Annotated in this window: 12 protein-coding genes, 1 riboswitch and 1 other annotated feature; of the genes, 1 reads left to right on the top strand and 11 read right to left on the bottom strand. The window is 34.9% G+C overall.

What is annotated here, in order from left to right; genetic code table 11:
• Positions 1-21 precede the first annotated feature (21 nt).
• The 8 genes from leuD to rfbA form a co-directional block, all read right to left on the bottom strand.
• On the bottom strand, positions 22-531 hold the full coding sequence (gene leuD, locus CLOST_RS02215; RefSeq protein WP_013360639.1) for a 3-isopropylmalate dehydratase small subunit: 510 nt from the start codon (positions 529-531) through the stop codon (positions 22-24).
• Position 532: 1 nt separating this feature from the next.
• Positions 533-1,801, bottom strand: a complete 1,269-nt coding sequence (leuC, locus tag CLOST_RS02210; RefSeq protein WP_013360638.1) for a 3-isopropylmalate dehydratase large subunit — start codon at positions 1,799-1,801, stop codon at positions 533-535.
• Positions 1,802-1,824: 23 nt separating this feature from the next.
• Positions 1,825-3,528, bottom strand: a complete 1,704-nt coding sequence (leuA, locus tag CLOST_RS02205) for a 2-isopropylmalate synthase (RefSeq protein WP_013360637.1) — start codon at positions 3,526-3,528, stop codon at positions 1,825-1,827.
• 146 nt (positions 3,529-3,674) lie between these two features.
• Positions 3,675-3,925: a binding site (T-box leader), on the bottom strand.
• A gap of 86 nt (positions 3,926-4,011) precedes the next feature.
• On the bottom strand, positions 4,012-4,473 hold the full coding sequence (gene ribH, locus CLOST_RS02200) for a 6,7-dimethyl-8-ribityllumazine synthase (RefSeq protein WP_013360636.1): 462 nt from the start codon (positions 4,471-4,473) through the stop codon (positions 4,012-4,014).
• Complete coding sequence (locus CLOST_RS02195; protein WP_013360635.1) at positions 4,470-5,687, bottom strand: bifunctional 3,4-dihydroxy-2-butanone-4-phosphate synthase/GTP cyclohydrolase II; 1,218 nt, start codon at positions 5,685-5,687, stop codon at positions 4,470-4,472. The genes ribH and CLOST_RS02195 overlap by 4 nt, the downstream gene beginning before the upstream one ends.
• A gap of 118 nt (positions 5,688-5,805) precedes the next feature.
• Positions 5,806-6,483, bottom strand: a complete 678-nt coding sequence (gene ribE, locus CLOST_RS02190; protein ID WP_013360634.1) for a riboflavin synthase — start codon at positions 6,481-6,483, stop codon at positions 5,806-5,808.
• A gap of 79 nt (positions 6,484-6,562) precedes the next feature.
• Positions 6,563-7,711, bottom strand: coding sequence for a bifunctional diaminohydroxyphosphoribosylaminopyrimidine deaminase/5-amino-6-(5-phosphoribosylamino)uracil reductase RibD (ribD, locus tag CLOST_RS02185; RefSeq protein WP_013360633.1), 1,149 nt, complete (start codon positions 7,709-7,711; stop codon positions 6,563-6,565).
• 208 nt (positions 7,712-7,919) lie between these two features.
• Positions 7,920-8,038: riboswitch (FMN riboswitch) on the bottom strand.
• A gap of 51 nt (positions 8,039-8,089) precedes the next feature.
• Positions 8,090-8,953 carry a glucose-1-phosphate thymidylyltransferase RfbA gene (rfbA, locus tag CLOST_RS02180; RefSeq protein WP_013360632.1) on the bottom strand — a complete coding sequence of 288 codons (864 nt, stop codon included), beginning with the start codon at positions 8,951-8,953 and terminating at the stop codon, positions 8,090-8,092.
• 171 nt (positions 8,954-9,124) lie between these two features.
• Between rfbA and CLOST_RS02175 the strand changes: the two genes are divergently transcribed.
• Positions 9,125-9,322 (top strand): CsbD family protein, encoded by a 198-nt coding sequence (locus tag CLOST_RS02175; protein WP_013360631.1) that lies wholly within the window; start codon positions 9,125-9,127, stop codon positions 9,320-9,322.
• Between the two features lie 67 nt (positions 9,323-9,389).
• Here CLOST_RS02175 and CLOST_RS13410 read toward each other — a convergent pair whose 3' ends face one another.
• From CLOST_RS13410 to CLOST_RS13405, 3 genes are all read right to left on the bottom strand, one after another.
• Positions 9,390-11,621: a methyl-accepting chemotaxis protein gene (locus tag CLOST_RS13410; RefSeq protein WP_013360630.1), complete on the bottom strand. Its 2,232-nt coding sequence runs from the start codon at positions 11,619-11,621 to the stop codon at positions 9,390-9,392.
• A gap of 334 nt (positions 11,622-11,955) precedes the next feature.
• Positions 11,956-14,028, bottom strand: coding sequence for a methyl-accepting chemotaxis protein (locus tag CLOST_RS02165; protein ID WP_013360629.1), 2,073 nt, complete (start codon positions 14,026-14,028; stop codon positions 11,956-11,958).
• A gap of 386 nt (positions 14,029-14,414) precedes the next feature.
• On the bottom strand, positions 14,415-16,424 hold the full coding sequence (locus CLOST_RS13405) for a diguanylate cyclase (protein ID WP_013360628.1): 2,010 nt from the start codon (positions 16,422-16,424) through the stop codon (positions 14,415-14,417).
• Between the last annotated feature and the right edge of the window lies 1 nt (position 16,425).

The raw sequence follows: 16,425 nt of genomic DNA, 5'->3' as shown, positions 1-16,425 counted from the left end.
TAATCACCTCTCCTTATAGATTTATTTGCCTTTATCATTACTTGATAAGTTCATTCTGGTTTGCTTTACTAGTCCATCCGCTTTCATTATCTCCTCTATAAATGTTGGAAAGCCTTGAGCCTGATACTCGCAATTCTTTGTAATATTTTTTATTATTCCTAAGCTAAAATCGACTTCTATTTCATCACTATCTTCTATATTAAGCGAGGCTTCTCTGCTTTCTAGAATAGGCATCCCTATATTAATAGCATTTCTATAAAAAATCCTTGCAAAGCTCTCAGCTATAATGCAAGATATCCCTGCGCATTTAATAGAAAGAGGAGCATGCTCTCTAGATGAGCCGCAGCCAAAATTTTTGCCTGCTACCATAATATCTCCAGCCTTGATTTTATTTACAAAGTCAGAATCTATATCAATCATGCAGTACTTTGCTAGTTCCTCTCCACTAGACACATTAAGATATCTAGCTGGAATAATTACATCTGTATCGATATTATCTCCGTATTTAAAAACCCTACCTCTAGCCCTCATATTATGCCTCCTTTAGTTTTGCTGGATCTATAAGCTTTCCTGCTATTGCTGATGCCGCTGCTACTGCTGGACTAGCAAGATAAACTTCACTTTCCACATGTCCCATGCGACCTACAAAATTTCTATTGGTTGTAGATATACATCTTTCTTTGCTAGCAAGTATGCCCATATGTCCTCCAAGACAAGGACCACAAGTCGGCATTGAAAATATTGCTCCAGCATTTATGAAATCTTCAGCATAGCCAGCCTTTATACACTCCAGATACACCTTCTGACTTCCAGGAATGATAATAGTTCTAACTCTTTTATTAACTTTTTTGCCCCTTAAGATATCTGCTGTGATTTTCATATCTGATAATCTTCCATTGGTGCATGATCCTATAACCACCTGGTCAATCTCAATTTCATCTGCTTCATCTATCGTAACAGTGTTTTCTGGCAAATGAGGAAACGCTATAGTTGGTCTGATGCTTGAAAGATTTATATTATATATCTTTTCGTAATTTGCATCCTCATCCGCTTCATAAATTTTATATGGCTTAGTGCTGTGTATATCTATATAATCCTTTGTTTGCTCGTCAAATGGAAAAATTCCATTTTTCGCACCTGCCTCTATAGCCATATTTGCAATTGTAAATCTATCGTCCATAGATAGTGACTTAATTCCATCTCCTGTAAATTCCATCGACTGATATAAAGCCCCATCCACGCCTATCATACCTATGATGTGAAGTATTACGTCCTTTCCACTTACATGTTTTGAAAGACTTCCTGTAAGATTGAACTTGATTGCGCTTGGAACTTTAAACCAAGCCTCTCCAGTTGCCATACCTACTGCCATATCTGTGCTTCCTATTCCTGTCGAAAAAGCCCCTAAGGCTCCATAGGTACAGGTATGACTGTCCGCTCCTATTATCACCTCTCCTGGAGCTACTATTCCTTTTTCAGGAAGTATTACATGCTCTATTCCTACATCTCCTACATCATAAAAATGCACTATATCCTTTTCATATGCAAATTCTCTACACACCTTACACTGCTCAGCTGCCTTTATATCTTTGTTTGGGGTAAAGTGGTCAAGCACTATAACCACCTTTTCTTTATCAAAAACTTCACTTGCTCCAGTATTATTAAACTCTGGTATCGCAACTGCTGTTGTTATATCATTTCCCATAACTATATCTAGTTTTACTTTTATAAGCTCCCCTGCCTCTACATATTTTCTGCCAGCATGGTCTGCCAAAATCTTCTGCGTCATCGTCATTCCCATTTTATCTGCCTCCATCTAGAAATTTATGCTATATCTTCTTCCTGAGTATCCATGTCCTTAGTTTGCTGAGCTAAAATCATTTTATTAATCGCACTTACTACAGCTCTTAGTGAAGATTTTCCTACGCTGCTTGAGGTTCCAGCTCCATAAAACCTTTCTCCTGTTTCATTTTTTAGCTCTATATACGATATAGCTTTAGCCTTAGTTCCATACTCCATAGAGTGCCCTCTGTAATCTACTATATCAATATCCATGCCAATAATTTCTTTTAGGCTGTTGCAAAAGGCTGAAACAACTCCATTTCCTTCAGCTTGTACATAGTGCTTTTGCATATTGTATTCAATCTCAGCTTCAATAAAAACTAAATCCCAATCAGAGTCTACGCTTTGCGTCTTATGGTAATTCAGTTGAAGTGGAGTTCTGATATCTACATATTCGTTTAAAAATACCTCATAGATTTCCTCAGCGCCAATCTCAGTCTGCATCTTATCGGAATAAGCTGTAATTACTCTTCCAGCATCTTTTTGAAAATCCTTAGGAATATAAAGCCCGTAATTTTGTTCTAGTATAAAGCTCACTCCGCCTTTGCCAGATTGTGAATTAATACGAATTATTGGCTCATAGCTTTTTCCTATATCCTTTGGATCTAGTGGAAGATAAGGAACTTCCCAGTACTGGGCTTGTTTATTCATTCTTGCCATTCCTTTTTTGATAGCATCCTGATGTGAGCCTGAAAAAGCAGTAAATACTAAGTCTCCTGCGTAAGGATGTCTAGGGTGAACGTTCATAGCTGTAGACTCCTCATAAATCTCAATCATGCTATTAATATCGCTAAAGTCAAGCTCTGGATTTATGCCCTGAGTATATAAATTCATTCCTAGATTCAAAATATCTGCGTTTCCTGTTCTTTCTCCATTTCCAAATAAAGTTCCCTCAACTCTATCTGCTCCTGCCATCAAGCCTAGCTCAGTAGCTGCTACACCAGTTCCTCTATCGTTGTGAGCATGAAGGCTGACTATTATATTTTCTCTAGATTTAAGATTTCTGCACATGTATTCTATTTGGTCTGCATAAGTATTTGGAGTTGCCATCTCTACTGTAGACGGTAAATTAATAATCACTTTCTTATCTTTGGTCGGCTTCCACACATCTATTACAGAGTTGCAAATTTCAGCAGCAAAATCCATTTCAGTCCCTGTAAAGCTCTCTGGCGAATACTCGAAAGTAAAATTTGTTTCTGGATTCTTTAGTGCTAGCTCTTTTATTGCTCTTGCTCCGAACACTGCAAGCTCTATAGTTTCTTCTTTGCTATTTCTAAATACAACCTCTCTTTGAAGCGTTGAAGTTGAATTATATAAATGCACTACAGCATTTTTAGTTCCCTTTAAGGCTTCGAAAGTTTTATTTATAATCTGGATTCTAGATTGAGTAAGCACCTGAATAGTAACATCCTCAGGTATGTAACCTTCTTCAATTAAAGTCCTTGTAAATTCATATTCAGTATCTGAAGCGGCTGGAAAACCTATTTCTATGGTTTTAAAACCCATTTTGACCAAATATTCGAAGAAACGTAGCTTTTGTTTTAAACCCATGGGTGTAATGAGAGCTTGGTTGCCATCTCTTAAATCCACACTGCACCACTGCGGAGCTTTTTCTATTTTTCTCGATGGCCAGTTTCTATCCTCAAGCACAATCGTTTCATATCCCTTGTATTTTTTATAATTCATTGCTACCTTCCTCCTTGTATTTTAGTTAATATTTATTTAACGAGTGATTAGACCAACAGGAAATCCAGCTATAAATGGCTAGAAAGATTGCTTGGATTCCTGTTGGTAATAGAAAATTGATAACAAAAAAGCCTTTCATCCCTATAAATAGAGATGAAAGGCTAAGCCCTCCACGGTACCACTCTTGTTCACTTCATGCGAAGTGCACTCATATAGATACTTGCCGTAAGCATAATATCCTGTCCTTGATAACGGTGGACTGCCGGTACCGCCTACGAAAAAAAGTTCAGCGGACCACTCAAAGGCGAGTTCCCCTTTTGCCCCATTACTGTCTCACACCACCCGACAGCTCTCTGGAATGTTTCAAAAGCGTACTATTCCTTATCAACGTGCTTGTATTTAGTTGCTCAATTTTCTTAGAAACTAATCTATCACAGGTTGGATATACTTGTCAAACATTTTTTCAAAATATTTTAAAAATTCTTACATAAGCTTTAAAAGATTAATCATTTCTATAGCTGTAACCCCAGCTTCAAATCCTTTATTCCCAGCCTTTGTACCTGCTCTTTCTATGGCCTGCTCTATAGTGTCAGTAGTAAGCACTCCAAAGATTACTGGAACTCCTGTCTCAAGGGATACATTTGCCACTCCTTTACTCACCTCTGATGCTACTACATCAAAATGAGGCGTAGCTCCTCTAATTACTGCTCCTAAACAGATGACTGCATCATAATTATTTGAGCTTGCTAGTTTTTTTGCAACTAGAGGAATTTCAAAAGCTCCTGGTACCCATGCCACTGTTATATCATCTTCTGAGGCTCCATGACGAACAAGAGCATCCTTTGCTCCCTCTAATAATTTAGAGCCTATAAATTCATTAAGTCTTCCTACTACAATCGCAACCCTATGACTAGAAGCCATCAACTTTCCTTCGAATACATTCATTTTTCTACCTCCTGTTTTTTAAAATTATCTAACATATGTCCCATTTTTTCTTTTTTTGTCCATAAATAAAAATCATTTTTTTCATTGTGATTCATTTCAATAGACACTCTATCTGTAATTTCCAAGCCATAACCCTCTAGCCCACTTATTTTTTTAGGATTATTGGTCATTAGTTTTAGCTTTCTAACTCCTAAATCATATAAAATCTGAGCTCCTATGCCATAATCTCTCATATCTTCAGGAAAGCCTAGCTCTAGATTTGCTTCTACAGTATCCTTTCCATGGTCTTGAAGATTATATGCTTTTATTTTATTAATAAGGCCTATTCCTCTTCCTTCTTGTCTCATGTACAAAAGGATACCTCTTCCTTCTTTTTCTATAAGCTCTAGAGCTTTTGCCAGCTGGTCTCCGCAGTCGCATCTAAGTGAGCCAAAAGCATCACCAGTAAGGCACTCTGAGTGTACTCTAACTAGTACATGTAGCTCCGGATTAATTTCTCCTTTGACTAGAGCCACATGATGCTCACCAGTGAGTGAATTTACATAACCCTTCATAACAAAATTTCCATATTTTGTAGGTAGCTGAGATATAGCTTCACACTTTACAAAAATTTCATTTTTCCTTCTATAGGCTATAAGGTCAGCTATTGTAATTAACTTCAAATTATGTAGCTTTGCAAACTCTATGAGTTCAGGCACTCTAGCCATAGTCCCATCATCATTTAAAATCTCACATATAACCCCTGCAGGCTTTAGTCCTGCTAGTCTTGCAAGATCCACTGCTGCTTCAGTATGGCCTGCTCTTACTAGCACTCCACCATCCTTTGAGCAAAGTGGAAATATGTGTCCAGGGCGAGTGAAATCTTCTCCGCTTACTTCATCATCCATAAGCTTTGTTATAGTTAAAGCTCTTTCGTGTGCGGATATCCCTGTGTGAGTCGTTTTATAATCCACAGACAGAGTAAATGCAGTTTCCTTTGGATCTGTATTGTTGCTCACCATAGCTCCTATCTTAAGCTCATCAAGCCTAGATTTAAGCGTAGGCATGCATACTAGTCCCCTGCCATATTTGACCATGAAGTTAATATCATCACCAGTTGCAAACTCTGCTGCCATAAGCAAATCGCCTTCATTTTCTCTATCCTCATCATCCACTACAACTACCATCTTGCCATTTTTTATATCCTCTATTGCCGATTCTATACTATCAAACATATTATCCCTCCAAAATTCTCAATATCGATGATGCTCTGACTCAAAATGATATATAACTTAGACTTTTAACATATATAAACTTTTAATATCCTTACATTTTTAAATTAATTTATTCTACTTATAAAAATCCATTTGAAGCTAAAAATCCCATATCTAGTTTACTTGGTTTCTCTATATTATCCTCAGTTAAATTTGAACTCAGTATATTTGAATTTGCTACAAAGATTTGAATGTATTTGCCAATCATATCGCATTCTATATTCACCATTTGACCTGGCATTGCTTTTTCTAGAGTAGTCATTTTCTTTGTATGTGGTATCACAGAAACTATAAAGCTTCTCTTCGTAACGCTAGCAACAGTAAGTGATATACCGTCTATAGAAACTGAGCCTTTTTCTATGATGTAAGGCAGTAGATTTTCACTTAGCCCTATTTCAATTAAAACTGCATTTTCATCTGGAGTAATTTTTATGATTTCACCAGTACTGTCTATATGTCCAGAAACCATATGCCCGCCTAGTCTATCTCCTAGCTTTAGTGCTCTTTCCAAATTCACCTTTGAGCCTTTTGTAAGTCTGTGAAGATTCGTTCTTTTTATAGTTTCGGGCATGACATCTGCCGTAAAGTTGTCAGCTGACTTTGATGTGACTGTAAGACAGATTCCATTTACAGCTATACTATCACCTATGTTCGCATCCTCTAGGACTTTGCTTGCCTTGATTGAAACTGAGGTTGATTTGCTACCTGGTCTTATATTTAAAATACTCCCTGTCTCTTCTATTAGTCCTGTGAACATCTTAAGCTCCTTTCCATATTCTAAGCAATTCAGTTAATAGCTTTGAACTAAATATTAAATCACAAACAGTCTAAAGCATTTATTTTATATAACCTTCGACTACAAAATCATTTTCAATATGAGTGAAATTCATAGATTTAAGATTTATGACCTCGCTCATACTGCTTGCTCCATATCCTCCTATAGGAGATTTTGCATTTGTTCCTCCGATAATTTTAGGAGCTATATATGCTCTAATCTTATTTACTAACTTAGCTTCAAGTAATGCTGCGCTAAGCTGTTCTCCTGCTTCAATCAAAATACTGTCCATTCCTAAAAATCCAAGCTCTTTCCAGAGCTCCTCTAAATCCACCTTGCCATCCTTTGATTTTGTCATGATTATTTTGGCTCCGTAATCCTCGAGCTTTCTGAGTTTTCCATCGCTAGCTGCCTCAGTAACTGCTATATAGGTATCTGATTTTGAATCGAGATTTATTATTTTAGCATCAAGACTGATTCTAGCTGCCGAATCCACAACTATTCTATGAGGCTCTCTTCCTTTTGAGTCAATAAGTCTTACATTAAGCGAAGCATCATCAGAGAGTATGGTTCCTATCCCTGTAACAACTGCACTTACACTGCTCCTTAATCTATGCACATCGGTTCTTGATTTCTCGCTAGTAATCCATTTGCTGTCTCCTGTGTGACAAGCTATTTTTCCATCTAGGCTCATGGCGTACTTTAGTATCGTAAAAGGAAGATTCGTAGTCATATAGTGGATGAAGACTTCATTTTGAATCTTTGCCATCTCTTCTAACACGCCTACAGTTATTTCTATATTGCTCTGCTTTAATTTTTCTATTCCGCTTCCAGATACAAGAGGATTGGGGTCAGTAGTCGCAACAACAACTCTAGCTAGCTGATTCTTAATTATTGCCTCCGTGCACGGTGGAGTCTTGCCTTGATGACAGCAAGGCTCTAAGGTAACATACATAGTTGCACTCTTTATATCCTCAGTAGCAGAATTTATTGCTTCAATCTCTGCATGGGATTTTCCAAAAGCAGTGTGATAACCTTCACCTATTACCTTGCCATCTTTTACTATCACTGCTCCGACCAAGGGGTTTGGATTTACATATCCTCTTCCTTTTTCAGCAAGTGAAAGAGCTAGTTTCATAAATTTTTCATCCGATTCGAGCATATCAATAACTCCCATATCTACATCAGTCCTTTCATTTTTACTAATCATTTATTAATATAATATTTATAATTATTTTTAAATACTTAAGAATATATCTTTTCTTATTATTCAATACTCATTCTATTCGCAATAGGAATCTAGCTAATATCAAATTACATTTTCTTATAAATCATGTTTATATATATTAATCTTCATAAAAAAGCTCTGGATATCAAAAAACATCCAGAGCATAATAGACCAAAAAATCTACATATAAAATCATCTTCTCCCATCCAGACTTTACTGTCGGTCTTGGAATTTCACCAAGTCAACCACTTTCGCAGTTCGCGGACTTTTACCGCCGGTCGGGAATTTCACCCTGCCCTGAAGAATATATTAAGTTGTATTATCATCATAAAAATATCACATACAAAATAAAAAGTCAACTTACTTTATTAAGTCCATCAAGTACTGTCCATAATCAGTTTTTTTCATCGGTCTTGCAAGTTTATTTAACTGTTCATCTGAAATATAGCCTTTTTTGTAGGCTATTTCTTCTATGCATGCTATATATAGCCCTTGTCTTTTTTGGATTGCCTCAACAAAATTAGAAGCCTCTAATAGAGATTCATGAGTCCCCGTATCTAGCCAAGCAAGTCCTCTACCCATAATCTCAACCTTTAGGTCTTTATTATTAAGATAATGCTCTATAACTGAAGTTATTTCTAGCTCACCCCGTTTTGAAGGCTTGACATTTTTAGCTATCTGGCTGACTTTATTATCAAAAAAGTATATGCCAGGAACTGCGTATGAAGATTTTGGATGCTCTGGTTTTTCTTCAATTGAGATAGCATTCATATCACTGTCAACTTCTACTACTCCATATGCTCTAGGATCTTTTACATAGCAGCCGAATATAACTGCTCCCGAATCTAAATTAGAGGCATTATGTAAGACATTTACAAGATTTGCTCCATAAAAAATATTATCCCCTAAAATCAAGCACACAGAATCATCTTCTATAAATTCTTCCCCTATAATAAAAGCTTCTGCTAGCCCCTTTGGTTGATTTTGTACAGCATAGGAGAAATCCATCCCTATATCAGAACCATCTCCCAGAAGCTCTTCAAAATCAGAAATGTCTCGTGGCGTTGAAATAATAAGCACCTCTTTAATTCCTGCGAGCATAAGCACTGAAAGAGGATAGTAAATCATTGGTTTGTCATAGACTGGAAGCATCTGTTTTGAAACAGATTTAGTTATAGGATAAAGCCTAGTGCCAGATCCTCCTGCTAATATTATTCCTTTCATGATGTAACCCCTTTCCAAGTTTTATATTAATATATTATCACATTTACAAGTATACGCTTTATTATTATCTACTTGATTATACCGAAATTTTATTTTTTTGTGTAAAAAAACTTATGTAGGGTAGATATAAAATAGAGATAATATATTTTGAAAAATAAAGGAGGCATTACTATGAATTTTGATATGCTAAAAGGTAAATTCAATCAGATACTTGGAGATGCTAAAACAGAGTTTGGTAAATTAACTGACGACGAGCTTAAAATGCTTGAAGGTCAAAGAGATAAATTCATCGGAGTGGTTCAAGAAAAATATGGAATCGCTAAAGAGGAAGCAGAGAAAAAAGTTAATGAGTTTTTGAAAAAATACTAATACCAACTCCACCCATTAAAGAAATCAAAAAAGTCTAGATGCGAATTTGCATCTAGACTTTTTTTGATTAGATTTTAAACTGTGCTACTAACGCTTGAAGCTCTTCTGCAATCTCTGCTAGACTTTCTCCAGAGTTTGCGATTTCCTCAATTGTTGCTGCTTGCTCCTGCATAGAAGCTGATGCCTGCTGAGTTCCTGCCGCATTTTCTTCTGATATAGCAGATAGGTTCTCAGATAGAGATATAATTATATCTTTATTTTGTATCATTAGCTTTGAGGATTCATTTAATTTTTCTATTATGTCATTTACTGAATCTATTGCTCTTGCTATGGCTTCAAATTTTCCTTCAGTGTCTTTTACACTTGAGGTTTGATCCATAATTGTAGTTTGAACCACCTTCATAGTGTCAACTGCACTTTGAGATTTTGCTTTTAGCTCATTAATAACCTCTTTGATATCTGATGTAAAGTTGTTAGATTGTTCTGCGAGCTTTCTGATTTCCTCAGCAACAACAGAGAACCCTCTTCCTGCTTCTCCCGCTCTTGCCGCTTCTATAGCTGCATTTAAGGCTAGAAGATTGGTCTGGTCAGCTATGCTTTGAATCATTGTACTTGCAGTGTCAATTTTTTCTGCACTTTCATTGTTGCTCATTATAATTTCATAAACCTCTTTAGTAGACTTAGTGCTTTGATCAGTCTTTTCTATTAGTGTTTTTAATATATTAAAGCCTTCTTCTTTTTCTTTATCTATAAGAACAGCTGCTTGATTTAAGTCCTTTAGATTCTGAGAATCTTTTTCCATAAGATTGCCCATATCATTAACACTTTGAACAGTATTTTCAGTGTCTTTCGCCTGCTCGCTAGCTCCATTTGCAATTTCTTCTATAGTTCGTGCAACTTCTTCAGATGCATTTGCTGCTTGCTGAGAAGTGGCAGTTAGTTCTTCAGAGGAAGCAGCTACAAGCGAAGATTTATCTATAACCTTTGAAATCATGTCCTTCATGGATGCTTGCATATTGTCTATGGCTTTTGCAATTTCTCCTAGCTCATCATTGTTTGAAAGTAGGCTTTTGTCTATATCATTTGTAAAGTCTCCTTCTGACATGATTGAAATCTGCTTTTTAAGCTTATTTATTACTGCAATTACCTTAGTAATAGTAAAGTATAGTGCTGCTCCAAGCAATAGGAAGATAGCAAGTCCAACACCAATAATCATCATTGTATTTTTAGTTACAGCTTTTTGAACAGAATCAATTGAATATCCTATCTTAACTGCCCCTGCTATATATCCGTTTACATCAACAGGGTATACAACTTCATATACTTCATGAGATTCATAATTTGCTGTAGCAGTATAAATCTTTTTATCTTGAATAGCTGTCTTTGCTCCTATATCATCCACTAGGTAGCCCTCTAGCAGCTCTGGATTGCTGTGAGCTTTCACCTTATATATACTGTCCATATATAGGGCATAGGCTATATTATCGGATTTTGCTATATCTTCAATTATTGCCTGATACCCAAATTTCTGAGTCATAGCATTTATGTCATTAGCAAGAATTCCTACCTGCACCATTCCTCCATTTACGTTATGAACATATCCATACTTATAATAGCTGTTTGTTACAGCACTTTGTCTTATTTCTTCCATGTAATCAGCTAATTTTCCGTCCTTTACAGGAGTAGATATGTGGTCTTCTGGAAAGGTATAGCCTATGCTACTTTCTAGGTTTGAGTAAATTATAGTCCCATTTTGATCCACAAAGTTAATTTCATCAATTCCCATATCCTTTGCTAGCTGGGCTAAAAACTCGTTGCTAATCATTTGCTGACTAGTAATTATTACATTTCCGACCCCTCTTATGGAGTTTTCTAAAAGTCTATTAGCATTGTTGATAGATTGCTGGTTGTCATTGACCCTCTTTACAAATTGCTCAGCTGTAAATACTCCATTATCCTTCATTTGGTCAAACAAACTATCTCTTGTAAGATAAGACGATGCAAAAGCAATAGCTCCTACACCTAGCAGAATCAATACTAGCGGAATAGTTAAAAGCTTTGTTTTTATTGAATTAGATTTATTTTCATTGGATTTTATATTATCACCTGAGTTTTTCTTAAACCTTAGCTTAGCTTTATTTTTTCCTTCTTGCTTATTATCAATTACATCTAATTTTTCTATGTCATTTATTATTTCTGTTGTTTCATCTAACTCATTATTATCAAGATTACTCATATTGTCTGCATTATGTATACTTTCTAGGTTTTCTAGAGCTTTCTTATCATTAAGCTTATCCATTTATTCATCTCCCTTTGTTAAATAATATTTATCTATTTTATATAGATAGGATACCATTTTTACTACAAAAAGTACACGCTAACCTTGAAGTTACTTTATTAAAACAAATATTTTCCAAATGATAATTTTGATATATATAAAAACCATTTTAATTTAATCAGTATATGTAACAAATTATTATTCCTATTTATTTTTTCCAAAAATTTATATACAAAAATAGGCTGAAATAATAAGTTACTACAATATATCAAGGTTCATGATACTCAACCAATAAATTGTAAGCCTTCTTATTACTGTCAGCCTATTTTAATTCATTATTTATTTTGTTTTTTAACTACACTCTAAACTTAGCTACTAGAGACTGCAGCTCTTCAGCTATAGATGCTAGTGATTCTCCTGAGTTTGCTATTTCTTGAATAGTAGCAGACTGCTCTTCCATTGAAGCTGAAGCTTCCTCAGTACCTGCTGCATTTTCTTCTGATATTGCAGATAAGTTTTCAGTAAGAGAAATAATTAAATTCTTGTTTTCCATCAGCTGTACAGATGATGAGTTTAACTTTTCAATTATAGTATTTACTGAATCTATAGCACTCGCAATAGCTTCAAATTTACCTTCTGTATCCTTTACACTTGATGTTTGATCCATAATAGTATTTTGAACTATATTCATAGTGTCTACAGCACTTTGAGACTTAGACTTAAGTTCATTGATTACTTCTTTGATATCAGATGTAAAATTATTAGATTGCTCTGCTAGCTTTCTGATTTCTTCAGCAACAACTGAGAATCCTCTTCCTGCTTCTCCAGCTCTTGCCGCTTCTATAGCTGCATTAAGCGCTAGAAGATTGGTCTGGTCAGCTATGCTTTGAATCATTGTACTTGCAGTGTCAATTTTTTCTGCGCTTTCATTGTTACTCATTATAATCTCATATACTTCTCTTGCTGATTTTGTACTTTCATTAGTCTTATTAATTAGTACGCCAAGTATTTTGAAGCCTTCTTCTTTTTCTTTTTCAATTAGGTTTGCTGCTTCATTCAGTTCTTTTAGATACTTCTCATCTTGCTCCATAAGGTTACCCATGACATTTACATTTTCAGCAGTATTTTCTGTATCCTTAGCTTGGGAATTAGCTCCATTTGCTATTTCTTCTATAGCTCTTGCAACTTCTTCAGATGCCGATGCTGCCTGCTGTGATGTAGCCGTAAGCTCTTCAGACGATGCCGCTACTTGACTAGATTTATCCATTACTTGAGATACAATATGTCTCATAGAATTTTGCATATCACCTATAGCTTCAGCTATATCTCCAATTTCATCGTTGCTCTTAAGTAGCTTTTCATCTATATCATGACTGAAATCTCCATCAGCCATATATCCAACTTGTCCTTTTAAGTTCTTAATAAAATTAAGTACTCTAGTTGTAGTTACAAATAATATAATCCCAAGAAGTAAAATAATTCCAATGCCTATAAGGGCAATCATCATTCTATTTTTAGCTACTGCATCTTGAACATCCTTTACCGAGAAACCGATATTTACTGCTCCAATTACAAAACCGTTTACTTCAACAGGATACACTACATCATAAACATCTACTTTTTCCGCTTCATAATAGAACTCAGACGAAAATACCTCTTTATTTTTTATAGCACTTATTGCACCTTTGTCATCTTTTAAATCTATTCCTATTCTATCTTTATTGCTATGTGCTACAGCTTTATATTCACTATCTATGTAAAGTGCATAAACAATATTCTCATTTGATACTATGTCTTCTACAGCTTTTTGGTATCCGAACTTTTCAGTCATTGCATTGATGTCGTTTGCAAGTAAACCAACTTGAACCATTCCACCATTTGGATTAATTACATATCCATATTTATAATAGTCATCAGTTTCGCTACTTTTTCTTATGTTTTCCATAAGCTCATTTTGCTTACCTGAAAGCATAGGATAAGATATGTGATCAGCTCCAAAATTATAACCCAAGCTGCTTTCTAGATTTGAATAAGTAATATTCCCATTTGCATCGGTGTAGTTGATTTCATCTACGCCCATATCATTTGCTAATTTTATTAAATAATCATTGCTTAGCTGTCCTTGATTAGTAATTACAGTGTTTCCAACACCTCTAATTATTGCTTCTAACATTACATTTGCATTATTTAATGATTGCTGGTTATCAGATACTCTTTTTACAAACTGCTCTGATATAAATATTCCATTCTTTCTCATCTGGTCAAATAAACTTTCTTTTGTGTAATAAGACGATAAAAGACCAATTACAATTACTCCTACCATTATTAGAGCAATAGGCATCATTAGAAGCTTTGTTCTAATAGTCCCTCTTTTACTCGGTTTAGACTTCTGATTATTTCTTGAAGTCGCATTTTTGATAATTTCCATTTACCAATTCTCCTTCCAATTACTTAAGTACAATAAGTTGTTTACCTATTTTGACATGCCTAGATGATGAATTAAACCGTTATCTGTATCTGATAAACGTTTAACTTAAATTTCAAAATAGTAATTATTATTTACCCAATGAAATAGGTATAATTACCCTTAAAAATTATACCATCTTACTAGTTAAAAGTATATCATTTTTGTTGATATTGAATTTAATACAAATTCAGAGTATCTGTTTCTAACAGAAAGACATAAAAATAAATTTATTCAAAAAAATCAGCTATATATAATTACACAGCTGATTTTTAGCGTAACTACAATAAGGCTCTTATGAGCTATCAACAAAATTTGATTTCTTAATCTATAAGTTGATGATTTTTTTATTAGTTATCAATCATATTTATAAATACTTCAGCCACTCTTGAATCAAACTGTGTTCCAGAGCAGTTTTTTAGTTCTTGAATTGCTTCATTTTTTGTAAGGATTTGCCTATATGGTCTCTTGTGAGTCATTACATCATAGGCTTCTACAACTGCAAATATTCTCGCAATAAGTGGTATTTCTTCACCTTTAAGACCTTGAGGGTATCCCTTTCCATCCCAGTGCTCATGATGAGCTAGTATTCCTTTTCCTACATGGGAAAATTTCACAGATGAGCTTACTATCTTAAAGCCAAGCTCTGGATGTCTTTTTATTTTTTCCCACTCATCATGGGTAAGAGGGCCTTCCTTTAGAAGAATTTCCTTATCAAGTCCAGCTTTTCCTATATCATGCAAATCTGATAATAAGACAAGCGCATCTAGATCCTCTTTGTCCAAATTCATTGCATATCCTAATTCCAAACATAGAGCTTTAAGTCTGTCATAATGCTCAAGGCTTTCATATTCATTTTCTAGTATAGCTTTTTTGAATGAGCCTATTACTTTATCATAGGTATATTCGCTTTCATCCATTTTATTTTCATACATCTTTTCTTCGGCGCGTTTAAATAACCTGCTAAAGCTTTCATCTTCATTTATTTTTGTGGCTGCACCAAGAGCAACTAGCGGTCTTATAGGCTCTTCTTTTGAGCTAATAGTTGCTTGCTTTATCTTCGCTAGTATATCTAGACTCTTTTTTGCATCAGTTTCCGGCATGATGATTATCATTTCATCTCCGCCTATTCTGCAAGCTATATGGCTTTCTTCTATATTGCTTTGTATCAGCTTTGCCATTTTTATGATCAGCTTATCTCCAGCTTCATGCCCAAAGGTGTCATTTGTTATCTTTAGGCAATTTAAGTCTGCTAATATGATTGAAAGAGGAAGTGGTTTACTTTGAATTTCCTCTAAAATCTCAGAAAAATAAACTCTATTGTAAAGCCCAGTTAGCTCATCATGATAGGTTTTATAAAGTAGCTCCTGAGTAGAAACCTCTAAGGCCTTAGTTTTTTCTTTGACAGCTTTTTTTAAGCTGGCATTCCAAATAGATATAACTATAATAATAATGCTAAGACCTAAAAGCAGAGTGAGCAAGCCAAACCAGAAATATCTGTTTTCAAACAAATTTTTCCTCTGAAGAGGCATCCACCTTTGCTCTATTTCTTTTCTTTCTTGCTGACTTATTTGAGCTAATCCCTTATTAAAAATAGTGCTCAGCATTGGCCAGTCATTTCTAGTAGCTATAGAAAGACTTGACTCATACGGTGTCTCGACATTTACTACTAGATTTGTTATATTATCTCTTTCTATAGTAGCCGATGCACTCATTATCTCAATAATCATAGCATCAGCCTCACCAAATGCTACCATTCTCATGCCATCACTAGGAGTTTTAACTGTTTTGTATTCAAGCTTTGGAAACCTCTCGTTCAAGAACTCAATAATGTCATAGCCTTCTACTACTAAAATTTCCATGCTTGTATTGGCAAGCTTTTCAAAGGTTAGATTTTCAGAAAAATTCTTTCTAGTTATAATAACATTTGGATTGAGTATATACGGCACAGTAAAATCTAGATACTCGCTTCTCTCTGGGGTTTTAGTTGCCGCAGTAATTCCAGATATTTTTCTTGATTTAGCTTGCTCTATCAGTTCATCCCAGTTATCAAACTCTACCATATTTATTTTGATTCCTAATTTTTTCTCTAGTAGCTTGAAATAATCTGCTGACATACCGACGTATTTATCATTATCCAAAAATTCAACAGGAGGATAATCAGTTGTATATCCAATTTTTATGTCATCTTTATTTTCGTTTAGCCACTTTGTTTCTTCTGCTGTTAAAAATATTTCTTCTTCTGGCTTTTGATTGGAATTAAAGGAATAAATAGTTCCAGCTATCCCTATAACAAAAAGTATTAGTAAAATAGTAATTTTAAATTTATTAGATTTTAAAATGATTAGCCCTCCTCTCAAA

Origin of the sequence: Acetoanaerobium sticklandii (assembly GCF_000196455.1) — a bacterium.
Taxonomy (GTDB): Bacteria; Bacillota; Clostridia; order Peptostreptococcales; family Filifactoraceae; genus Acetoanaerobium; species Acetoanaerobium sticklandii.
This window is presented reverse-complemented; position numbering and strand designations above follow the sequence as displayed.